Annotated in this window: 17 protein-coding genes and 3 pseudogenes; 15 read left to right on the top strand and 5 right to left on the bottom strand. The window is 72.1% G+C overall.

All coding sequences use genetic code 11. From position 1 onward, the window contains the following. The 3 genes and pseudogenes from IPJ59_RS14245 to IPJ59_RS14235 form a co-directional block, all read right to left on the bottom strand. Positions 1 to 364: pseudogene (locus IPJ59_RS14245) on the bottom strand (hypothetical protein); the annotation flags it as partial. Positions 365 to 384: 20 nt separating this feature from the next. Beyond that, entirely contained in the window at positions 385 to 537 is a 153-nt protein-coding gene (locus IPJ59_RS14240) for a hypothetical protein (RefSeq protein WP_293272132.1), read from the bottom strand. Between the two features lie 836 nt (positions 538 to 1,373). Beyond that, positions 1,374 to 1,676, bottom strand: a complete 303-nt coding sequence (locus IPJ59_RS14235) for a hypothetical protein (RefSeq protein ID WP_293272131.1) — start codon at positions 1,674 to 1,676, stop codon at positions 1,374 to 1,376. Here IPJ59_RS14235 and IPJ59_RS14230 point away from each other — a divergent pair. The 11 genes and pseudogenes from IPJ59_RS14230 to IPJ59_RS14180 all read left to right on the top strand — a co-directional run bounded on the left by IPJ59_RS14230 (position 1,671) and on the right by IPJ59_RS14180 (position 10,801). Continuing rightward, complete coding sequence (locus IPJ59_RS14230; RefSeq protein ID WP_293272130.1) at positions 1,671 to 1,835, top strand: hypothetical protein; 165 nt, start codon at positions 1,671 to 1,673, stop codon at positions 1,833 to 1,835. The genes IPJ59_RS14235 and IPJ59_RS14230 overlap by 6 nt on opposite strands. A 457-nt stretch (positions 1,836 to 2,292) precedes the next feature. Then, positions 2,293 to 2,613, top strand: a complete 321-nt coding sequence (locus tag IPJ59_RS14225) for a hypothetical protein (protein ID WP_293272129.1) — start codon at positions 2,293 to 2,295, stop codon at positions 2,611 to 2,613. Between the two features lie 145 nt (positions 2,614 to 2,758). After that, positions 2,759 to 3,890: pseudogene (locus IPJ59_RS37755) on the top strand (serine/threonine-protein kinase). 250 nt (positions 3,891 to 4,140) lie between these two features. Then, positions 4,141 to 4,371: a hypothetical protein gene (locus IPJ59_RS14210; RefSeq protein WP_293272126.1), complete on the top strand. Its 231-nt coding sequence runs from the start codon at positions 4,141 to 4,143 to the stop codon at positions 4,369 to 4,371. A gap of 59 nt (positions 4,372 to 4,430) precedes the next feature. Next, positions 4,431 to 4,730 (top strand): annotated as a pseudogene (locus IPJ59_RS37750) (EamA family transporter); the annotation flags it as partial. A gap of 146 nt (positions 4,731 to 4,876) precedes the next feature. Continuing rightward, complete coding sequence (locus tag IPJ59_RS14205; RefSeq protein WP_293272125.1) at positions 4,877 to 5,173, top strand: EamA/DMT transporter family protein; 297 nt, start codon at positions 4,877 to 4,879, stop codon at positions 5,171 to 5,173. Further along, on the top strand, positions 5,170 to 5,298 hold the full coding sequence (locus IPJ59_RS14200) for a hypothetical protein (protein WP_293272124.1): 129 nt from the start codon (positions 5,170 to 5,172) through the stop codon (positions 5,296 to 5,298). Before IPJ59_RS14205 ends, IPJ59_RS14200 begins: the two co-directional genes overlap by 4 nt. Positions 5,299 to 5,462: 164 nt before the next feature. Beyond that, on the top strand, positions 5,463 to 6,503 hold the full coding sequence (locus tag IPJ59_RS14195) for a hypothetical protein (protein ID WP_293272123.1): 1,041 nt from the start codon (positions 5,463 to 5,465) through the stop codon (positions 6,501 to 6,503). Positions 6,504 to 6,691: 188 nt separating this feature from the next. Then, positions 6,692 to 7,246 carry a Spy/CpxP family protein refolding chaperone gene (locus tag IPJ59_RS14190; protein WP_293272122.1) on the top strand — a complete coding sequence of 185 codons (555 nt, stop codon included), beginning with the start codon at positions 6,692 to 6,694 and terminating at the stop codon, positions 7,244 to 7,246. A gap of 49 nt (positions 7,247 to 7,295) precedes the next feature. Next, complete coding sequence (locus IPJ59_RS14185) at positions 7,296 to 8,591, top strand: hypothetical protein (protein WP_293272121.1); 1,296 nt, start codon at positions 7,296 to 7,298, stop codon at positions 8,589 to 8,591. Between the two features lie 701 nt (positions 8,592 to 9,292). Then, positions 9,293 to 10,801: a phospholipase D-like domain-containing protein gene (locus IPJ59_RS14180; protein ID WP_293272120.1), complete on the top strand. Its 1,509-nt coding sequence runs from the start codon at positions 9,293 to 9,295 to the stop codon at positions 10,799 to 10,801. A gap of 24 nt (positions 10,802 to 10,825) precedes the next feature. On the opposite strand, the gene IPJ59_RS14175 is transcribed toward IPJ59_RS14180, so the two are convergent. After that, positions 10,826 to 11,962: an RtcB family protein gene (locus IPJ59_RS14175; RefSeq protein ID WP_293272119.1), complete on the bottom strand. Its 1,137-nt coding sequence runs from the start codon at positions 11,960 to 11,962 to the stop codon at positions 10,826 to 10,828. Then, positions 11,959 to 12,306 carry a hypothetical protein gene (locus tag IPJ59_RS14170; RefSeq protein WP_293263135.1) on the bottom strand — a complete coding sequence of 116 codons (348 nt, stop codon included), beginning with the start codon at positions 12,304 to 12,306 and terminating at the stop codon, positions 11,959 to 11,961. The genes IPJ59_RS14175 and IPJ59_RS14170 overlap by 4 nt, the downstream gene beginning before the upstream one ends. A gap of 391 nt (positions 12,307 to 12,697) precedes the next feature. Between IPJ59_RS14170 and IPJ59_RS14165 the strand changes: the two genes are divergently transcribed. The 4 genes from IPJ59_RS14165 (at position 12,698) to IPJ59_RS14150 (ending at position 21,085) form a co-directional block, all read left to right on the top strand. After that, positions 12,698 to 13,585, top strand: coding sequence for a hypothetical protein (locus IPJ59_RS14165; RefSeq protein WP_293272118.1), 888 nt, complete (start codon positions 12,698 to 12,700; stop codon positions 13,583 to 13,585). 28 nt (positions 13,586 to 13,613) lie between these two features. Further along, positions 13,614 to 15,395: an N-acyl-D-amino-acid deacylase family protein gene (locus tag IPJ59_RS14160; protein WP_293272117.1), complete on the top strand. Its 1,782-nt coding sequence runs from the start codon at positions 13,614 to 13,616 to the stop codon at positions 15,393 to 15,395. Between the two features lie 319 nt (positions 15,396 to 15,714). After that, positions 15,715 to 18,621: a hybrid sensor histidine kinase/response regulator gene (locus tag IPJ59_RS14155; protein WP_293272116.1), complete on the top strand. Its 2,907-nt coding sequence runs from the start codon at positions 15,715 to 15,717 to the stop codon at positions 18,619 to 18,621. 43 nt (positions 18,622 to 18,664) lie between these two features. Then, complete coding sequence (locus IPJ59_RS14150) at positions 18,665 to 21,085, top strand: ATP-binding protein (RefSeq protein WP_293272115.1); 2,421 nt, start codon at positions 18,665 to 18,667, stop codon at positions 21,083 to 21,085. The last annotated feature ends 235 nt before the right edge of the window (positions 21,086 to 21,320 follow it).

The following is a 21,320-nucleotide window of genomic DNA, read 5'->3' as shown; positions in this document are numbered from 1 at the left end:
CGAGAGGCGGCGACGCGGACCGAGCTGTCGGCGTCGCCGGTGGCCAGCACGATGAGGGTCGGGGCGAGGGTCGCCCGTCGCGGCGGACGGCCGGCGGCGAGGGCGGCGGCGGCGCGGAGGGCGGGGTCGGGCTGGCGAGGCCGGTCTCGAGCATCGGCAGGGCGCGCTCGGCGGGGGCGTTGCGGAGCGCGATGAAGGAAGGGCTTGCGACCAGGGCCCTCGGCTCGCGGGCGAGGCGGGCGAGGTCGCGGCGGGGTCGTTGGTATCGGCGGAGCGGGGCCGGTGGGGGGTGGGGTTGCAGGCGGCGAGGGAGGAGCAGCAGCGCGATGCGGCGGGCGTGCGCGGCGAGGTTGGGCTTCGGCATGGTGGTCGGGCCTGCATTGGTCAGCGGCCGAGGTTGAGGAGGAGCTCGACGGTGCCGCTGCCGAGGCGCCCCTCGTCGAGGCTGGGGCGGCCGGTCTTCGGCGGGTTGAACACGAGCGGGTAGCGGACGCGGTAGATCTGGTCGTCGAGGTTGCCGGCAGGGATGTCGAGCATCCACGCGGCCCGAGCAGGCAGCGCTCGAAGCCCGCGTCGCGGGCGCTCAGGCCGGCGAGCTCGGTGGTGGCGAGCATCACCTCGCCCTTGCCGACCTCGAACTCGAAGACCACGCGGCCGCCGAGCTGCTGGTTGCGGGTGAGGGCCTGGTTGCAGCAGACGCGGGCGCGCGGGAAGACGCGGGTGCCGAGGTAGCGGCGGAAGATCTGCTCGTCGAGGTGGCCGCGGTCGTCGACGCGGCCGCGGCCGGCCCAGGTGATGCCGAGTCGGGCGCTGCGCTGGTGCTTGCGGCTGTACCAGGGCGGCAGGGCGAAGCCCTCGGTGACCGCCTGTGCGGGGCCGGCGGGGCGCACCGGAGGCGACCAGCGCGGCCGGCGGCGCGGCCATCCGCTCGGGCCAGGGCTGCAGCTGCTGGCGGGTCTTGCCGAGCTTGCCGCGCACGCGCACGCGCGGCGGTCCGGCCGCTGTAGGTGCCGGCGAGGACGATCGCGTTGCCGGCGACGAGGCCGGCGGGTGGGCTGTCCTCGAGGACAGCTTGCGACGGGAGGCCGATGCTGAGGTCGCGCAGCACGCCGGGGCGCGCAGGAGGTTGCGGGCGAACGCCTCGCCGCCGTCGCGGCCGTACTGGGCGAGGTTGGCGAGGCTGATGCGGGCGTCGAGGCCGGCGGCGAGCTGGGCGATCGGGTGCTCGGCGGCGATGCCGGTGCGCCGCAGCATGGGCTCGTCGACGAGGAAGATGAGCTCGGGTCGCTCGCCGCGGCGCTTGCCGAGGCTGTCTGAAAAGACCTGTCCCAAAGGACCGGCGCCCGCGCCGAGCGGGAGCATGCCGTCGGTGATCACGAGGACCAGGGCGGCGCTTGGGCGCGGAGCACGATGCGCTGGCCGGCGAGCGCGAGGGCGGCGGCGAGGTCGGTGCCCTGCTCGCGGCTGCCGGCGTCGAGGGTCGCGGCGACGTGCTCGCGGGCGGCCCTGTCGTGGACGCCGGGCCAGGTGGCAGGTGGGGGGTGCTCGCGGTGGGGGGAGCGGCGTCGGGGAGCAGCGGGGCGGGCCTTGCGGGCGAAGCTGATGGCGTCGAAGGTGAGGCCGGCGGGCAGGGCGTCGAACAGGCCGGCGACGGCGGCCATGGCTTCGCGGTGCATGCTCGGGGTGGTGCTGCGCGAGCGGTCGACGAGGACGACGACGTGGTCGGGATGCGGCGGCGCGGCGGCGCCGAGGCGCAGGTGGAGGCGGAAGCGGCCGCTGCGGCCGTCGCCGGGGTCCGGCAGGACCGCGAGCTGGGCGTCGAGCGGACGCGGTGACCTGGCCTTTGCGCCCTGTTCGATCGGCCAGGCGACGACAGCGCGGTCCTCGGGCCTGGTGACGAGGTAGGGCTGGCCGGCGTTGCTGCTGCCGTCGACCCAAAACGGGGGGGTGGCGTCGGGCTCGGCCGCGGCGGGCTTGCCAGGTGGCGCTCGGCGAGCTTGACGAGGACGCGGCGCTCGCCGGCGAGGGCGTCGCGCTCGTCGCCGCGGCTCGGGAGCTCGAGCTCCCAGCGGTCGCCTCGCAGGCGCACGGGGGCCCGCAGGGCGAGCTCGACCTGGGTGGTGGTGGCGGGGTCGAGGCTGAAGGCGACGAGCTCGGCGCCGGGGAGGTCGCCGTCGGCGACGGGTGCGATCGGTCGGACGACGACGGTGCCGGGCTCGCGGCGACCCGGGTCGGCGGCGATGCCCGCGGGCTTGCCAGGGTCCACACGCCGTCGCGGGCGACCTGCAGGCCGTGGATCTCGGCGCCGCGCGGGAGGGCCAGGCTGACGACGGTGTCCTGCTCGCGGTTGCTGGCGTTGTGCAGGGCGACGCGCAGGCGCAGGTCGGCGAGGTAGCCGTCGCTGCCGACGACGATGACCTCGTAGCTGAGCTCTTGCACGACCTGAAAGCCGCGCTCGGGGTTGACCTGGAGGTCGATCTGCAGGCTGTCGGCCTGGGCCGCGGCGGGGCTCGTGAGGACCGCGAGCGCGGCGCTGAGGACGAGGCCGCCGCCGAGCCAGCGGTCGGGGGCGGTGCTGCGGACGGGCGGCGGCACCTCGGGACGGTAGCGTAGTTTGCGAGGCGTCGCTCGCGGCGTGGCGGGCGCGCTCGGTCGACCCGGTCACGACCTGCGAGCGCGGTGCGGCCGGGCGCGCGGGCGCGCGGGGCTGCTGCCAAACGTCGGCGCTCGTGCGCGAGATCCTTGCGGCACGCGAGCGATGGTCGAGCCCTCTCACAACGACGACGACGCGAGCTTGTGGCCGGCGAGCCTGCGCCTCGAGCACGGCGTGTTCGAGAGCCGCTATCAGGTGCTGCGCCGGCTGAGCGACGGCGGGATGGGCGAGGTGGTGCTGGCCGAGCACCTGAGCCTGGGCAAGCGGGTGGCGATCAAGATCATGCACCCGCAGTACCGCGGCGACGCGGCGACGGAGGAGCGCTTCATCCTCGAGACGCGGGCGGCCGCGCGGATCCACCACGAGAACGTGGTCGGCATCAGCGACTTCGGGCGCACGGCGGACGGGCGGATGTTCTTCGTGATGGAGTACCTCGAGGGCGAGGACCTGGCGCAGACGCTGCGACGCGAGGGGCCGCTGCCGTGGAAGCGGGTCGTGCACATGACGCGGCACGTGTCGGGGCATCGCCGAGGCGCACCGCCGCGGGGTGATCCACCGCGACGTGAAACCGGGCAACTGCATCCGCGTGACCGTCGACGGCGACCCTGACTTCATCAAGGTCGTCGACTTCGGGCTGGCCAAGCTGTTCGGCGCGGAGGAGCAGCGGCGGGCGCCGCAGACGATCGCGGGGGTGATGCTCGGCACGCCGGGTTACATGGCGCCGGAGATCGAGGCCGGGCTGCGGCCCGACCCGCGGGTCGACCTGTTTAGCATCGGCGTGCTGATGGTTCGATTGCTCACCGGCAAGCTGCCCGACGAGGGCGGGATCCGTGCGCTCGGCGAGATGCACGAGCTGCCGGCGGCGCTGCTCAGGCTGCTGTACAAGGCGCTGCGCGAGGACCCCGACGAGCGCTTCCAGAGCGCCGCGGCGATGGAGGAGGCGCTCGACTACGTGATGCAGGCGACGGCGCGGCCGCCCTCGTTGCGCTCGGTCGAGAAGGCGGCGCGGCCGGTGACGGCGAACAAGCTGCAGGCGCCGCAGCCCGCGGCGCGGCCAGTGACGGCGAACAAGCTGCAGGCGCCGCAGCCCGCGGCGCGGCCGGTGACGGCGAACAACGCGCGCCCGACGGCGACGGCGAACAAGCTGCAGGCGCCACAACGGGAGTTCGGCGCCGCTGCCGGTTGCGCGGCCGGTGCAGACGCCAGCGGGGCGGCCGGTGACGGGGCGTTCGCATGATGTTGTGCGTGCGGGGGCGGAGGAGCCGCCAGAGCGGCTGACGCAGGCGATCCACAGCGGGGCGCTGGCGGGGCGGGGTGTGCTGGTGCCGGTGTCAGTGTCAGTGCCGGTGCCCGTGGCCTCGCCGCGGACGCCGGTGATGGGCGAGCGTGGGGCGCCGCCGTTGCGGCCTCGCTCGCGCTCGTGGGTCGCGCTGGTCAGCCTGGGCGGTGGGCTGTTGTTCGGGCTCGCTGTGGCTGTCTGGATGCACATGTCGCAAGAGACAGCTCCGGTGGCACCGGTGCCCGCGGTGGTGCCCGTGGTGGCGCCGCCGGAGCCCGTGGTCGTTACGAGCCCGGAGGCGCCGGAGCCGGAGCCGACGCCGGCTGTGCGCCCGGTCCGGGCAGCCGCGCCGGCGAAGGCGAGCAAGCGCAAGCCGACCCGTCCTGAGGCGCCGACGGGGACCGACCTGAAGAACCCCTTCGTGCGCCGCGGCGAATGAAGTGAGCGGGTCAAGGTGGTTGCTGCGGGCGAGCATCGGGGCGTACTGTCGCGGCGCGCATGCCCCTGCTGATCGTTGCGACCTTGCTGTGGGCGCTGTCCTTCGGGCTGATCAAGCAGCAGCTCGCGGGCCTCGATCCCAACCTCGTCGCGTGGGCGCGGCTGGCCCTCGCGCTGCCGCTGTTGCTGCCGTTCCTTCGCTGGCGTGAGCTGTCTTTGTGGCCAGGTCGTCCATGGCGCCAGGCGCTGTGGCTGGTGCTGATCGGTGCGGTGCAGTACGGGCTGATGTACACCGGCTACCTGGCGTCGTTCCGCTACGCGGCGGCGCATCAGGTCGCGCTGTTCACGGTGACGACGCCGCTCTACGTGTTGCCTCGTGCACGACGCGTGGGCGCGTCGCTTCGACCCGCGCAACCTGCTCCTCGCGGGGCTGGCGGTGGTCGGGGCGGCGGTGTTGCAGCCGCGGGTGTGGGACGTCGGGGGCGGCGTGGCTGGGCTTCGCGCTCGTGCAGGCGTCGTGCCTGTGCTTCGCCTTCGGTCAGGTCGCGTACCGCCAGATGCGGCGGCGGGCGCCGGCCGTGCGCGACCACGCGGTGTTCGCGTGGCTGTACCTCGGCGGGCTGCTGGTGTGCACGCTGACGGTGAGCGCGACGGGCGGCTGGGGTGGTCTTGCGACGCTCGGCGCGGGCCAGGTGTGGACATTGCTTTACCTCGGGGTGGTCGCCTCGGGGCTGGGGTTCTTCCTGTGGAACCGCGGGGCCGTGACGGTGACGCCGGGCGCCCTCGCGGTGCTCAATAATTGAAGATCCCGCTGGCGGTCGCGGCGGCGCTGACGATCTTCGGCGAGCAGGCCGATCTGCGGCGCCTCGCGCTCGGCGGCGGGCTCATGCTGCTGGCCGCGACGCTGGCGACGCGGCGCGGTCCGTAGCGGCGCATGGATGCGGCCTGTAGCGGCGGCCCGTATCAGCGGCGCATGCGGGCGGCGCATGCGGGCGGCCCGTCACAGCGGACGTGTCAGCGGTTCGAAGGGACAGGTCGCAAAGGCCAGGTGCGGCGCTTGCGGGTCGGCAGGCGGGCGGGTACCGTGCGCCGATGGTGCGTCCTCTCGGCCTGGTCCTGTCCGTGCTCCTCGCGCAAGCCTGCGGCGGAGAGCCGGGGGATACTACCGCGGCGGAGAGCACGGGCGCGGAGAGCACGGGCTCGGCGAGCAGCGGGAGCGGGACCGGCAGCGCGGGCGCTACGACGGAGCTGCCGACCACCGGCGCGGAGGGCAGCACGAGCGGCGCTGCTGCGACGAGCGACGGGAGTGAGGCGAGCAGCGGCGAGGCGAGCACTGGCGCCGCGACGCCGCGGCGATTCCTCGCGGTCGACAACGGTAAGAACCAGCTGCTGCTGGTCGACCCGGGCGGCGGCGGCTGGAGCGTGCCGATCCCCGGCGGTGCGCGGGACCTGCAGCTGGTCGACGACGATCAGGTGCTGCTGAGCCACGGCGCCGGGGCCCTCGAGCTCGCGCTGGCCGACGGCAGCGAGGGCTGGTCGGTCGGTGGATTCTCCGGGGTGCAGACGGCGCGTCGCCTGCCGGGTGGCAACACCTTGCTCGGCATGCAGGGCAACGGCGAGGTGAAGTTCACGGAGGTCGACCCGGGCGGCGCGCTCGTGCAGACGCTGACCGTGCCCGGCATGCTCGAGCTGCGCCTGGTTCGCGTGCTGGACGACGGCCACCTGCTGTTCACGGCGATCTTGCCGAACCGGGTGGTCGAGGTGGACATGACCGGCGCGGTGGTGTGGGAGGCGCCGCTGCCGGACAAGGGCTACACGGCCGAGCGCCTGCCCGGCGGCGACACGCTGGCGACGGCGGGCGAGCCATGTCTGGTGGTCCGCCTGTCGCCCGCCGGTGACGTCGTCGAGCAGCTCGGCGGCGAGGCGATGTTTCCGCGGGTCGGCCTCGACTGGTTCTCCGGCTTCGATCTGCTCGCGGACGGCAACATCGTCGTCGCCAACTGGCTCGGACACGACGCGTGGGGGACCGGGCCGCACCTCGTCGAGCTGACGCCGGACAACCAGCTGGTGTGGCAATGGGAGGACTTCGAGGCCGCGATGCAGATCACCAATGTCCTCGTGCTCGACGAGTGAGCTCGCGCCTCCGCGACCCGGGCGGACGATCGGCGGGGCGTTCGCGCCAAAGCGCGCCGATCGATCAACCTGGCAACGGGCCGTTGACAGCGCGCCAGGCCCGGCCAATACTCGGAGGCGGCGCGAGGCATGGGGCCCGCGTCGATTACCCGTCGGGTGCGATCAGCCCTGACGAGGAGAACATCGTGATGCATCCATTCTATGCGGCGTGGCAACGGGCCACGCATCGGTTTGCTGGACACTCTCATTCCCATTGCCACACCTCGTCTGGCGACGAGCGCAACCACGGCCGGCGTTGGTTCGGCGGGCGCTGCGGGTCCGATGGCGGCGGCGGCGGCCAGGACCACGGCAACGGCCATTCATTCGGCGGCGGCGGCGGCGAATTCGACGGCGACGGCGGCGGCTCCTTCGGCGTGCGCCGGCCGCTGCGCTTCCTCGCCTACAAGCTCGAGCTCGACGAGCGCCAGGTGGCCGATCTCGCGGTCGTGCTCGACACGGTGAAGACCGAGCGGGCCCAGGCCGAGGTCGACCAGCGGCGCACCACCGCGGCCTACGCCGACCTGCTCGCGGGCGAGAGCTTCGACGAGGCGGCCGCCAGCAAGGTCTCGGGCGAGCGCGTGCACTCGGCCGGGCGCCTGCAAACCGCCGTGCAGGCCGCGCTGGCGAAGATCCACGCGCTGTTGACGGCGGAGCAGCGCAAGCGCCTGACCTACCTGCTGCGCACCGGCGCGCTGCGGCTGTGAGCCATGATGGCCCGGCGCCGCGGCGGCGCCGGGCTGATATCATGCGGCTGTGAAAGCCGTCGATTCGGGTGCAGAGACCTTCCACGCGGTGGTGCAGGAGGTCGCGCGCATGCGGCCGGAGGGGCCGGCGGCGCGGCAGCTGGCGCAGCTGGGTTTGCGGGTCCTGCACGTGACCTGGGAGGATTCGGCGCGCTACAAGGATTCGGCGGTCGGGCCGAATATCAGCGACATGACGATCCAGGTGCAGAGCTTGCACCGCGGACGGCCGTATCTCACGTGTATGCCGGTGATCCGGTTCCCGAACTTCGGCGATCGCAGCTGCGACCTGGCGATCGAGTCGATCTTGCTGCGCGTCGGTAACGAGCGCGGCGAGGCGCTGCAGACAGTCGACCTGCGGACATATCTCGGCGATCTGCGGCGCTTCTTGACCCGCGGGGACTCGTGGGCGGGGCCGCGGCGATCGCTGCTGGCGCCGCGCGACAGCCACGTGCTGGTCTCCGCGCAGGCGTGCTTCTTGCCGGTGCCGCGGGCGGGGATCGCTACATTCACGCCGGTGATCTTCAATTATCAGTCGCGGGTCGGTCAGCCCGCGGTGCTGGCGATCGTCGTGACGCGCGAGGGGACCAGCGCGACGGTGATCGACAATCAGCGCGACGCCTTCGAGGTCGGCGCGAGCCACGGGCAGCGCCTGCTGTTCAACCAGGCGGGCGAGCGGGCGCCGTTCACGGGCCAGCGCGCGAGCGACGTGCTGTCCCCGGGGACAGGCGGCGGGGCCGGGCCCGGCGAGCGAGCGGCGGCCCTGGCCGCGAGCGCGGTGCTGCTGATCCAGGTGCCGCTGAAGTATGTAGCGGAGGATATGGACCTGGATTGTGACATGAGCATGATGGAGTACGAGCGCGGCTTCTCGGACATCGAGGCGGCGGTGATCGGGCACGGGGCGGTGGAGGGGCCCTTCACGGAGATCGACGGCCTGGCGATCGAACGCGACGAGCGCTTCCCGATCCGCGTGACGGTGCAGCTCTACAAGGCGACCAGCGAGGGCGAGCCCGACGAGGACGCGATCGTAGAGATCGGGGCACAGATTGAGAGGATCTACGCGGACGCGAAGATGGTGGGCTCGCTGGTCGACGCCGGCGAGACCGGACGCGCGACGGAGTGGGACGACGGCGGCGCGGGCAAGCAGGAGCCGCCGGGGTGGTGGGGCGCGTTCTGGCGCCGCTATGCGGCGGAGCACGGGCTGCCGCTGGCAGAGTGTTATGAAAGCTGGTTTCGTCGCCAGCGCCCGTTCCCGGGCTCGCCGGAGGCGCTGCTGCGAGGGATTGACGATATGTTCCCGCGGGAGTGAGCGGCGGAGTGGTATCCTGCGGCGCGTGGCCGACCCCAAGCGCTCCAGCCTGCGCGCGAGCATCGAGAAGCTCCTGGGACACCTCGCTCCGGGCGAGGCCGCGTCGGGAGAGCCCTCGCTGCGGCTGATCGATGTGGCCACGCATGCGCTCGACTCGACGCTCGACCGCTGGGTGCGGACACCGGCGAGCCGTCAGCTCCTCGGTGCGCTCGAGCATGATGCGCTCACCGGGCCCGGCGAGTGGGTCGAGCTGCGGGCCAGGCTGGGGCCCGCGGGCACGCTCGCAGATCGGGCGACCTTCACCCTGGGTGGGCTCGTCGTCGCCGAGGTCGCTATCGCCGGTGGGCCCGAGGTCCACGCGGTCGTGCGGGCGCCGGAGCCGGGGGTGTACCCGGTCGGCGTGGAGCTCTCGAGCGCCTCGGGTCACCTGGCCTCGGCGCTCGTCGGTCAACGCCTGCTGCAAGTGACCGGAGCGCGCCCGGTGGTGCTGTTCCACGCCGCGCTGCTGCTGGCCGGTGAGGTCGGCAGCGGCCCGGCTCTGGCCTCGTTGCGGGCGCTCGTCGCGGCTGGCTTCGAGCTGGCGTACTTCGACATCCACGCCAGGAACCGCGACCCGCAGATCCGCGAGGCGCTCGCCGCCCACGCGCTCCCCGCTGCCGCGATGCTGACCGTGTCGACCGAGCGGCAAGACCTCAGCAAACATGCAGGCCGACTTCGGCGCGATGTTCATCGCCACCGCGGTGCGTCGGCTGCGAGGGCGCGGCGTGCCGATCACGATGGTCGTGAGCGACGAGTTCGCGGCCAGCCTGCGTGGTGGCCCGTCGGCGGTGGCGTTCCTGACGTCCGACGCGGCCCTGGAGGGCACCGGCAGCGCCGCGTTCGCGGCGGCTCACCAGACGCTGGCGCAGGCGTTCCACGAGCAGCGCGAGCGGGCCGACCGCATCACCTGGCGCCTCGATCAGGCCACGGAATCGGAGCTGGTCGCGGGCAACGACTTCCACGCCGAGCTCGACAACGGGCGCGCGCGTGAGCGCCTGCTGGCGCTGGTGGGCGCGGCGCGGCGCTCGTTGCACTTGCAGGTGTATATCGTGCGCCCGGATGAATTCGCCGACCGCCTGGTGGTGGCGCTGATCCAGCGCGCCCGGGCGGGGGTTCGGGTGCGCTTCATGGTCGACGCGCTGTACTCCGAGACCGAGGTCGTCGGCCGGAACAACCCCCTCCTGCTCGCGCTGGCCGCCGAGCCCAACATCGACGTGCTGGTCCTCGGGCGCATCGAGTCGCCGCGCGACGTCGATCTGTCGCGGCTCAAGCAACGCGACCATCGCAAGCTGTTGATCGTCGACGGGGTCCACGCGATCGTCTCGGGGCGCAACGTGGCCGACGGGTACTATCGCGGCTTTGGCGAGGTCGCGATCCACGATCACACGGCGCACGATCGGATCCCCTGGCTCGACGCTCATATCGAGGTGCAGGGCCCGCTGGTCGCCGACGTCGAGCGTTCGTTCACCAGCACCTGGCGCGAGCACGGCGGCCCGACGATCGACCACGCCGAGCCCGTGCGGGCCAGCATCCCGTCGGCGGGTGGGGTCGCCGGCCGCCTGGTGATCCACCGCGGGCTGGCCGACACCCACGCGATGTCGATGTACGAGGCGATGCTCGAGTGCGCCGAGCGCCATGTCTATATCGTCAATGACTTCCCGATCGTCACCGCGCTCGGGCACGCGATCCGTCGGGTGCTGGCCCGCGGCGTACGCGTGCAGCTGCTGACCGGCAACGCCGCCACGAGGCGCTCCGACGGCAGCTTCTTCCCAGCGCCGCTGCACCGCACGCTGTTCGAGCTGATGGTCAAGGCCAGGCTCGAGCCGCTGCTGGCCGCCGGCGTCGAGGTCTACGAGTTCGTGCCGCCGCCCTCGCCGCTGGTGGTCGCGCGCGGCGGCTGCATCCGTCCATATGTGCACGCCAAGGTGATGTCGGTCGACGGCCTGGTGTGCAGCGTCGGCTCGGCCAACCTCGACGCGAGCGCGAGCTTCTGGGAGAGCGAGGCCAACGTCGTCGTCCAGGATGCGGGGTTTGCCGGCGCGCTGGAGGCGACGCTGGCGACGCTGGTGGCGGGCAGTTTCCGCATCGATCCGCTGTCGCCCTACTGGACCAGCGAGCGGGCCCAGCGCGCGCTGGTGGCGACGCTGTGGCCCGATAACCTGTACTCGTGAGTATGTCGATATCGGGCTGTGCGTCTAATACGCGGCCTTGAAGCTGAGCACCGGACGGAGCTTGCGGACCACGCGGGTCAGCTCGCGCTGCGCCCGCATGACGGCGCCGATATCCTTGTAGGCGGAGGGGGCCTCATCGCACAGGGCCTCGGCGGCGCGGTGGTCGAACCATACGCCGCGCAGCTGGGCGAGTAGGTCGACGGCGCGGATGCGGCGGCGGGCCTCGCCGCGGGGCAGCGTGCGCCCGGCGCCGTGGGAGCTCGAGCACAGCGCGGCCGCGCAGCCGCGCCCGCGCACGTGGTAGCTGGCGGTGCCCATCGAGCCGGGGATCACGCCCGCCTCGCCGTCCTGGGCCGAGGTGGCGCCCTTGCGGTGGACCCACAGGCTCGCGCCGGCGTGCTGCTCGCGGCGCACGAAGTTGTGCTGGCATGAGATCTCGCTGCCGGTGACGACCTGCACCTTGAGACAGGTCCACAGCACCTCGGCGCAGCGCTCGAGCAGGCGCTTGCGGCTGTGGGCGGCGTACTCGAGGGCCCACTGCATGTCGGCGAGGTAGGCGGCGCCCGCGGGTCCGTCGGCCGCGAGTCCGTGCAGCCCGCCGCCGATGCGCTCCCCGACGGCGTCGTGGTGATCGCGGATCGCCGGGCCGAGCCCGCGCGAGCCGCTGTGCGCCATGATCCACAGGCGATCGTCCTCGTCGGCCTGCAGCTCGACGAAGTGATTGCCGCGGCCGAGCGTGCCGAGCTGCAGGCCGGCGCAGCGGCGGCGCAGGGACTCGAGCGCGGGCGTGGAGAGCGGGCGATCGAGCGTCGTCGGCAACGGGTGCTGCGCCGGCCCGCCGGGGTGCCGCAGGGCGGGGATCGCCCGCTGTAATCCGGCGAGCACGGCCGCCGCCGCGGACTCGTCGGCGAGCAGCGCGGCGGGTGCATCCACGGCGAGGGCCGCCATCCCGCAGCCGATGTCGCCGCCGACCGCGGCGGGGATCAGGGTATTGCGGGTCGCGATCACGGTGCCGACGCACACGTCGTCGGCGAGGTGTACGTCGGGCATCACGGCGATCCTGACGACGTCGGAGATCCGCCGCAGCCGCTCGAGCGCCGCGCACACCTCCGGCGGCGGCGGCTCGGCGACCCAGCGCGCGAGGGGAGCCTGGACCTTCATGGCTGCTCCTCCTCGTCGTCGTCGGGCGCGCCCGGGAGGCCGTGCTCGACGCGAAACAGCAGGCCCGGGGCCCGTTTGCGGTGGATCGCGGCGGCGATCTCCTCGCGCAGGAAGGCGCGCAGGCCGGCGAGGCGCTGCAACACGGCGATCGGCGAGATGTCGCTGCGGTGCGGCGGCAGGGCGAGGTGCACGACGAGGTTGACGCCGCCCGGCTCGGGCTCGACGGCGGCGACGTAGATGTCTTGCAGCAGCGGATCTGCGAGCTCGCCGGCCAGCACGAGACCGAGGCGCTCCTCGACCTGACGACACAATTGATCCTGCTTGCGTCGCGCCTGTCCGGTCATCGCTCGACCGAATGCCGCCGCGGGCTCCGCAGGGGTGAATGGTTGCACAGAGTATTCAGTTTTCCGGGCCGAGGCGCGGGTGCCCCGGCGATCTTGATGTCGCTTCATGGTTGCTCTCGCGGCCACGGCAGGCGCCGCGGACCGTCACGGACCGCTCAATCACCTACGCACCCGGACTTGAATCCGGGCACGAACCTGAAGACCGACGCGCAGCGGCGAGGCCGCGCGAGTCGGGCTTTAGACACGATGCTGGTGGTTGAACGCACGCATGACGGGCCCCTCTTGCGAGAGCAGGGCGACACCTTATACGAAGCTCGTCCCGACCGCAAGCAGATATAGTCGCGCGCGACCCCGGGTCAGACATGCGTGCGCCTGATGTACGGTGGCGCGTATGAAGGCGCTCGCCTCGACCGTGATCGTGATTCTGGCTCTGATTCTGGCTCAGGGGCTGGCCATGGGCTGCGCAAGCCAACCCTCGCAGGGCCAGTCCATGGGGCCGCAGGTGCCGAAGGAGCCGCAGGAGAGGAAGAGCTGCGTGTTGCCGGCGACACTGGGGACCCCCGAGCGCATCGCCGTGGAGGCGCCGCGCGACGCGGAGCTGCACGAATATTGGGCGGTGCCGGACTCACCAGAATGGTGGGCCCCGGCGCCCGACGACGCGGAGCGGGTGGCCTATCGCGAGGCGCTGCTGCTGCGGCTCGGCGCCGCGGCGAATCTCGAGCCGCGGGCGCTGCTGCGGCGCCAGCGGGCGGTGCACGCGGTGATACCGGGGGACGGCGCGCGCGAGGCGGAGAACAGCGACGCCCTGTTGTCAGGCCAGGTGGGGACGATCGCGCCGGCGTCGTGCCTCGAATGGCGGCTGTTTCAACGCCAGGCGCGGCGCTTCCCGATGCTCGAGCGTCCTACCGAATTCGCGGCATATATTTTACGCGGTCAGGGCGAGCTGCATATCTACCTCTCGGGGGCCGACCGCGTGGGCGGGCGCCTGAGCGGCGAGGTGCGGGCGCGGGTGATCGCGGACGTGGCGCGAGGCTTCGAGCCGGTCGCCCACCTGCACAATCACCCGTTCATGTTCGACCGCCAGGTCGGCGACCGCACCTGGGCGACGCCCGAGACGCTGGCCGACATCGCCGGGGCGCTGGCGCCGAGCCTCAGCGACGTGCAGCTGTACCGCGGGATGGTGGAGGAGTTCGGGCTGCGCGGCGCGTGGGTCACCAACGGGCTCGACTCGGCCCATTTTCCGTGGGCGGCCTTCGATCGCCTGGCGGGTTGGCCGTGACGCGGGCGCCGGTGTTAGTCTGGCCGCCATGGCGCGTCCCCAGGTTGTTCGCGGCGGCACGGTGTTCGACGGGCTCGGCAACCCGGGGCGCAGGCAGGACCTGCTGATCGAGGACGGCGTGGTCACGGCCCTGCTGCCGCCCGACGCCGCGGCGCCCGACGACGCCGAGGTGGTCGACGCGCGCGAGTGCTGGGTGACGCCGGGCTTTATCGACATCCACACGCACTACGACGCGGAGCTCGAGCTGCTGCCGGCGCTCGGCGAATCGGTGCGTCACGGGGTGACGACGGTGTTCCTCGGCAGCTGCGGTCTGAGCCTGGCGATCGGTGCGCCGGGCGAGCTGGCCGACATGTTCTGCCGCGTGGAGGGCATCCCGCGCTCGGTGGTGGCGCCGCTGCTCGAAGCGGGCAAGGACTGGGACGGGCCGGCGTCGTACCTCGAGCACCTCGATCGCCTGCCGCTCGGACCGCACGTCGCGGCGCTGCTGGGCCACTCGGCGATCCGCGCCGCGACGATGGGGCTCGGGCGCAGCCTCGACGCCCGCGTGCGGCCCAGCGCGAAGGAGCTGGCGGCGATGCAGGGGCTGCTGCGCGAGGCGCTGGATGTGGGCTACCTCGGGCTGTCGATCAACACGCTGCCGTGGGACAAGATGGGCGGCGAGGAGTTTCGCAGCCGCCCGACGCCGACGGTGTTCGCGGGCTGGTCGGAGTATCGCGCGCTGGCCCGGCTGCTGCGCGAGCGCGGGCGGGTGCTGCAGGGCGTGCCGAACCTGTCGACCAAGCTCAACGTGCTCCTGTTCGCGCTGCTGAGCGCGGGGCGGCTGCGGCCCGCGCTCAAGACCTCGCTCATCGCCCTGATGGACCCGATCGCGGGGCGAGGGATCCACCGACTCACGGGGCTGATCCTCCGCCTGACCAATCGCCTGCTCGGCGGCGACCTGCGCTTCCAGGCGCTGCCGAATCCCTTCGATCTGTGGGTCGACGGGCTCGAGGTGCCGGTGTTCGAGGAGTTCGGCGCCGGCACCGAGGCGCTGCACCTCGAGCGACCCGAGGAGCGCGCGGCGCTGCTGCGCGACCCGGCGTACCGCCGCCGCTTCCGCCGCCAGTGGGGCGACCGCCTGCGCGGGCGGGCGTATCACCGAGACTTCGCGCGTGCGCACGTGGTGGCCTGCCCGGAGGCGGCCCTGGTCGGCAAGTCCTTCGCCGAGATCGCGGCGGCCCGCGGCCGCGACGCGGTTGACACATTCCTCGACCTGGCGGCGGAGCATGGCGACGCGCTGCGCTGGTACACCGTGGTGGCCAACGACCGGCCCGCCGAGCTCGAGTGGATCCTTCGTCACCCGGACATTTTGCTCGGATTCTCCGACGCGGGGGCGCACCTGCGCAATATGGCGTATTACAACTTCCCGCTGCGTATGCTGCGACTCGTCCGCGAGGGTGAGAAACGCGGGCGGCCGGTGATGTCGATCGAGCGCGCCGTGCAGCGCCTGACGGGGGAGCTGGCCCAGTGGTTCGGGATCGACGCGGGCACGATCCGCGTCGGCGGGCGGGCGGATATTGTGGTGGTCAATCCGGCGGGGCTCGATGAGACGGTCGAGCAGATGCAAGAATTGCCGGTGGTGGCGACGCCCGATCCGGGCGCGCCGCCGTGGGCGGACTTCGGCGGGCTGCGCCGCCTGGTTCGGCGCAATGACGCAGCGGTGCGTCATGTCTTGATCCGCGGGCGGATGGCCTGGACCGCGGGCGCGCTGGTGCCCGAACTCGGCCACGAGCGCAGCTTTGGCGGGGTCCTGCGGGCCACCAGCGGCTGAACGCTGCCATCACGAGGGTCTTCGTACGAAGGATTAGGTGACGTCCGAAGAAGTCCTCAGCCGGGGGGCGACCGGCCGAAGAACGGTGTTTTGCTTGACCCTACGGCGTCCTGGCCGCTAGCCTACCCCCCGCTTGGCCCGACCTCGGATCATCGCGGCGCTCGGGCGCCGGGTCCCACGCGAGCTGATCGAGGATTTCGACGCATATCGTCGATCGATGATGGCCCTTGGTGTCGCATACACAATCGCTTTCCTCTGCCTCCCCCTCGCCTCCTTCATGTGGTGGGTCGCGGCCCCCGGGGAGCGCCTCCTGGGCACCGTGAACACCCTGGCCACGGCGGCCCTCGCCAGCGCCACGGGCGTGCTGCTGCGCCGCGGCGGCCTCGCGTGGGCGGGTAATTGGCTCGCCGGTCTCCTGTTCGTCGGCACGACTTTCGCGGTGCTCCGCAGCGGCGGTGTGTTCTCGCCGTTCATTCTACTGTTCACCGTGATCGTGGCGCTGGCGACGATGATCGCCGGCCAGCGATCGGGCCTCGCCTGGGCTGCCATGGCGGCGCTCGTGCTCGTCGGGGCGTATGGGTTCACCGATGATGCAACGATGGGCGATCAGCTCGCTCGCGTGAGCGCACCCGGCCTGTTGGCGGTGGTCATCGCGGTGGCGACCCTCGTGGTCTACGCGATCCTCGTCACACTATCAGAGAGCAGCAAGCGCCAGGCGATCGAGCAGATCGCCGTGACGACGCTGGCCCTGAAGGCCCGCGCCGCCGAGCTCCACCAGAAGACCGCGATGCTCGAGCTGCTCTCGGACATCGCGTCGGCCGCCAACGCGGCGGCGAATAGCGAGGACATGCTCCACCGCTGCCTGCAACCGCTCGCACAGGCGACCGGCTTCACGGTCGTCTGCGCGTGCCTCGGCGACCAGATCGGGATGCACCTCATCCGCGAGGCCCGCAACCCCGGGGCCATCGAGGAGGCCCTGGACGGGCTCGACACCTCGCCCTGGCTCCGGGGCCTGCGGCGCCAGGACTCGCTTACGTGGATCGACCTCGCCACGGCCAAGGATTCGCCGTGGACCGACCTCCACGCGCTTGGGCTGCGACACGTCCTCGGAATTCCGGTGCACGTCGACGACGCGGGTGTGGCCAGCGTGGTGTTGCTGACGCCGCGGACACTGGGGGCCGTGGAGCTCGAGGAGGTCGAGGCGATCGTGAACGCCGCGCAGCTCGCCCTCTCCGCCCAGCTCGGGCGGGTCCTCATCCGTGAGCGCGCAAGCGCGACCTTGGCCGACGCGCGCAGGGTCGCGGAGGCCGGCAAAGAGGTCGCGCTGGAGGCGTCGCGGGCCAAGTCGGAGTTCCTCGCCGCGATGAGCCACGAGATCCGCACGCCGATGAACGGCGTGATCGGCATGACCGGCCTGCTGCTCGACTCGCCGCTCACTCCGCAGCAGCGCGAGTTCGCCGAGGTCATCCGCACCAGCGGCCAGGCGCTGCTCGGCGTGCTCGGCGATATCCTCGACTTCTCGAAGATCGAGTCGGGCAAGCTCGAGCTCGAGGTGCAAGAGTTCGGACTGCGCGCCTGCGTCGAGGAGACGCTCGACCTGTTCGCCAACGCGGCCGCCGAGAAGCACCTCGGCTTCGCCTATCAGATCGACGCGGCCTGCCCCACGACCTGTGTGTCGGACCCGACGCGCGTACGCCAGGTGCTGGCCAACCTCGTCAGCAACGCGGTCAAGTTCACCTCGGTGGGCGACGTCCAGGTGCTCGTGCACCGGCAAGGCGACGCGCTGGCCTTCACCGTCCGCGACAGCGGGATCGGCATCCCAGAGGAGGCGAAGGCCCGCCTGTTCCAGCCCTTCTCGCAGGTCGACGCCTCGACCACGCGGCGCTACGGCGGCACCGGGCTCGGCCTGGCGATCTGCAGGCGCCTGGTCGAGCTGCTGGGCGGCAGCATCGAGGTCGAGAGCGAGCCGGGCCGCGGCAGCGTGTTCCGCTTCACCATCGCCATGGGCCACGAGGCGGCAGCGGAGGGGCGCGAGCCGGCGCCCGCGCCGTGGCTGCAGGGGAAGGTGGCCGTGATCGTTGAGCACAGCCCGGCCGTGCGTGAGGCACTGGGCCACCAACTGCTGCCCTGGGGCATGACGGCGCGGAGCTTCGCAACGCTCACGGAAGCACTCGCCTGGCGGCGGACCAGCGCCTGTGACGTGCTGTTCGTCGACGCCAAGCTGATCAGCGACGACGCCGAGTTCGGGGCGATCGACCAGCGCCCGCCGATCGTACTCCTCGCCTCGTTGCACCGGCTCGCCATCCCCGGCGCGCTCACCGATGTCGCCGGGATCGTGAGCAAGCCGATCAAGCGCTCGCAGCTCCACGAGGTCCTGCAAGGCCTGTTCGGCCCGGCCCGGCCGGCCCGCTCCGGCCCCAGCATGGCAGCCCCGATGGCCGAGAGCTTGCCGGCGCGGGTGCTGCTCGTTGAAGATAATCCCATCAATCAAAAGGTCGCCCTCCGCATCCTCGATCGCTTGGGCTACCGCGCCGACGTCGCCAGCGACGGCGTCGCGGCGGTCGCGGTCGTCCAGAAGATCGAATATGACGTCGTGCTCATGGACGTGCAGATGCCCCTGCTGGACGGCCTCGCTGCGACCCGTCAGATCCGCAGCAGCACCCTGCCAGGGCGGCAGCCGTGGATCGTGGCGATGACCGCCGAGGCCCTCAGCGGCGACGAGGCCCGCTGCCGGGCCGCCGGCATGGATGACTACGTGTCCAAACCCGTACACGTGGCGGCCCTCGCCGCCGCCATTCGCAGGGGATTGCTCGCCCGCAGCTCGCCGCCCGCGCCTCGCGAATTGTCGCCGCTGGCCGCCGAGGCAGTGGCCGAGCTACGCGCCAGCCTTGCCGCGCTCGCACAGGAGCTCGGCGAGGACTTCATCGACACAACGGTCCGCGAATTCTTGCGGGCGCTCCCGCAGCGTCGCGCAGGCCTGATCGACGCGCTGCAACGTCGCGACACACCTGCGCTGGAGCGGGCCGCGCACGCGCTGCAAGGGGAGTCGGGGAGCCTCGGCGCGCATCGGCTCGCGCGCGCCTGTGCGGCCCTGCAGAAGGCCGCTGGCGCGGGCACAGGTGTGGACGAGCGCTGCGTCGCTACCCTGGACGCGCTCCGCGACACCGAGCAGGCGCTCGCCGTGATCTGTCAGCCGCCGACCGCGGAGGTGGCCCATTCGGCCTGAAGCGAAAGCGGTCGCGTGGAGCACGCGAGCCTGGCGTTGGCTCGTGGTCCCGCCTTCGCCCCCCGACGAGCGCCTCGCTGGCGTCGCGCGTCGGCTGCACACGATCGTGCTCGGCTCCCTGCTCGTGTGCGTGGGCGCGGGCCTGGTCCACGTCATGGTGCTTGGGGGCGTCGGGACCAACGTCCTTATCTACCCGCCGCTGTTGGTCGCCAACATCGTCATTCTGGCGGCGCTACACCGCGGCCACGTGATCGCGACGGCGCTGGGCGTGCAGGCATTCGTATATCTAGCGATCGTCGCTGGCTCGCTGACCGACGGCGGCCTGCACGGAACGACCATCGGCGGCCTGTTCCTGGTCGTGATCATGGCGACGCTGCTGTTCTCGCGCCGCCAGGTCGCCTACTTCGTCGTCCTGTGCCTCCTGACCCTGGCCGCTTTCCTCGTCCTCGAGCTGACCGGGTGGCTGCCGACGCCGACGACCCCCGACACAGCGGGGCTCGCATTCACGGTGCGTTCGGTCCACATCTTTGGGGCCACCTTGTGCATCTACCTCGTCCGCGACCTGGAGGACGCCCGCCAGCGGGCCGAGGTTGCGAGCGTGGCGGCGCAGGCGGCGTCACGGGCCAAGTCGGACTTCCTCGCCGCGATGAGCCACGAGATCCGGACGCCGATGAACGGCGTGATCGGCATGACCGGCCTGCTGCTCGACTCGCAGCTCAGCGCGGAGCAGCGGGAGTTCGCAGAGGTCATCCGCACCAGCGGCCAGGCGCTGCTCAGCGTGCTCGGCGATATCCTCGACTTCTCGAAGATCGAGTCCGGTAAGCTCGAGCTCGAGAGGCAAGAGTTCGGGCTGCGCGCCTGCGTCGAGGAGACGCTCGACCTGTTCGCCAACGCGGCCGCCGAGAAGCAGCTCGGTCTCGCCTATCAGATCGACGCCGGATGCCCCGATCGCCTGATATCGGACCCGACGCGTCTGCGCCAGGTGCTGGCTAACCTCATTGGCAACGCGGTCAAGTTCACCTCCGCAGGCGATATCCAGGTGCTCGTGCGCAGAGAGGCGGACACTCTGTGCTTCGCGGTCCGCGACAGCGGGATCGGCATCCCCGAGGAGGCGCAGGCCCGCCTGTTCCAGCCCTTCTCGCAGGTCGACGCCTCGACCACGCGGCGCTACGGCGGCACCGGCCTCGGGCTGGTGATCTGCAAGCGCCTGGTCGAACTGCTGGGCGGCAGCATCGAGGTCGAGAGCGAGCCGGGTCGCGGCAGCGTGTTTCGCTTCACCATCGCCCTCGCGGAGGGTGCTTCAGAGCAGTCGCCGGAGCCCTGGCTGCAAGGCAAGGTGGCGGCGATCGTCGAGCCGAGCCCGGCCGTGCGCGAGGCGGTGGCCCACCAGCTGCTGCCCTGGGGCATGACCTCTCGTGGCTTCGCCACCGTCGCGGAGGCGCAGGCGTGGCGGAACACGAGTCGCTGCGACGTCATGCTCCTCGACGCCAGGCTGATCGCCGACGAGGGGCAGCTCGGGGCGATCGAGCAGCGTCCACCAGTCGTGGTCCTCGCCGCGCTACACCGGCTCGCCGAGGCCCGCTCGCTCGCCGACGTCGCCGGGATCGTCAGCAAGCCGGTCAAGCGCTCGCAGCTCTACGAGGTCCTGCAACACATCTTCGTGGTCGCGCGGTCGACCCGGGCCGGCACGGCGGCGCCGGGCCCGTCCGAACTGTCCTCAGCGCGCCTGCTGCTGGTCGAGGACAGTCCGATCAACCAGAAGGTCGCCCTGCGGATGCTCGAGCGCCTCGGCTACCGCGCCGACGTCGCCAACGATGGCGCCGAGGCCGTCGCCGTGGTCCAGAAGGTCGCCTACGACGTGGTCCTGATGGACGTGCAGATGCCGGTGCTCGACGGGCTCGCCGCGACGCGACAGATCCGCAGCAGCACCCTGCCGGGGCGCCAGCCGTGGATCGTCGCCATGACGGCCGAGGCGCTCAGCGGCGACGAGGCGCGCTGCAAGGCCGCCGGTATGGACGAGTACGTGTCGAAGCCGGTCCATATGGAGGCCCTCGCGCTGGCGATCCAGCGCGGCTTGCTCGCACATCGCTCCCAGCCCGCCGACGCTCGGGACCGTTCCTCCGCGGAGCTCGGCCAGCTCACCACGACCCTGGCCGCGCTCGCCCGGGAGCTCGGCGATGAGTTTGTCAGCACGCTCGCCCGCGACTTCCTGCAGGGGATCCCGCAGCAACGGGCCGCGCTGCTCGACGCCCACACACGCGGCGACCTGCTCGCCATGAAGCGCGTGGCGCATATGCTGCAGGGGGAGGCGGGCAACCTGGGGGCACTTCGGCTCGCGCGCACGTGCGCAGCGCTGCAGCGGGCCGCGGGGGCCAGCGGAGATATCAAGACGCCGTACGCAGCGGTTCTCGAGGCGCTCGCCACCACCGAGCAGGCCCTCACCACGCTCCTCGCCAGGCCCTGACGCGCTAGCAAATGTCCATATGACCCGAAGGCCATGTGCCCTACCGGACGGAGGTGTGCAGGGGCCAGCGGCCCATAGCCGCACACGCTGCGCGACGGAAGCGCCCGCGCGCTGTATCGCCGTGCCCACGCCGGGTACTTCGTCCGGGCCAGCGAGGCCTGGCTCGCCTCGCTGCCCACGAGCCGGTGAGCCCGTGTCGCTGGCCCCTGCCGCGTCGCAGGGATACCGTGGACCG

It is taken from the genome of Nannocystis sp., assembly GCF_016714285.1.
GTDB lineage: Bacteria > Myxococcota_A > Polyangia > Nannocystales > Nannocystaceae > Nannocystis.
Note: the sequence above shows the minus strand (reverse complement) of the source record. Positions and strands in the feature narration are given on the sequence as shown.

Excerpts from the sequence above, each read along its gene's own strand:
- IPJ59_RS14190 (WP_293272122.1), top strand. The coding sequence starts at position 6,692 with ATGCATCCATTCTATGCGGCGTGGCAACGGGCCACGCATCGGTTTGCT.
- IPJ59_RS14210 (WP_293272126.1), top strand. The coding sequence starts at position 4,141 with ATGTCGCAAGAGACAGCTCCGGTGGCACCGGTGCCCGCGGTGGTGCCC.
- IPJ59_RS14160 (WP_293272117.1), top strand. The coding sequence starts at position 13,614 with ATGGCGCGTCCCCAGGTTGTTCGCGGCGGCACGGTGTTCGACGGGCTC.
- IPJ59_RS14170 (WP_293263135.1), bottom strand. The coding sequence starts at position 12,306 with ATGACCGGACAGGCGCGACGCAAGCAGGATCAATTGTGTCGTCAGGTC.
- IPJ59_RS14235 (WP_293272131.1), bottom strand. The coding sequence starts at position 1,676 with ATGCACCGCGAAGCCATGGCCGCCGTCGCCGGCCTGTTCGACGCCCTG.
- IPJ59_RS14165 (WP_293272118.1), top strand. The coding sequence starts at position 12,698 with ATGAAGGCGCTCGCCTCGACCGTGATCGTGATTCTGGCTCTGATTCTG.
- IPJ59_RS14180 (WP_293272120.1), top strand. The coding sequence starts at position 9,293 with ATGCAGGCCGACTTCGGCGCGATGTTCATCGCCACCGCGGTGCGTCGG.
- IPJ59_RS14240 (WP_293272132.1), bottom strand. The coding sequence starts at position 537 with ATGCTCGACATCCCTGCCGGCAACCTCGACGACCAGATCTACCGCGTC.
- IPJ59_RS14195 (WP_293272123.1), top strand. The coding sequence starts at position 5,463 with ATGGTGCGTCCTCTCGGCCTGGTCCTGTCCGTGCTCCTCGCGCAAGCC.
- IPJ59_RS14175 (WP_293272119.1), bottom strand. The coding sequence starts at position 11,962 with ATGAAGGTCCAGGCTCCCCTCGCGCGCTGGGTCGCCGAGCCGCCGCCG.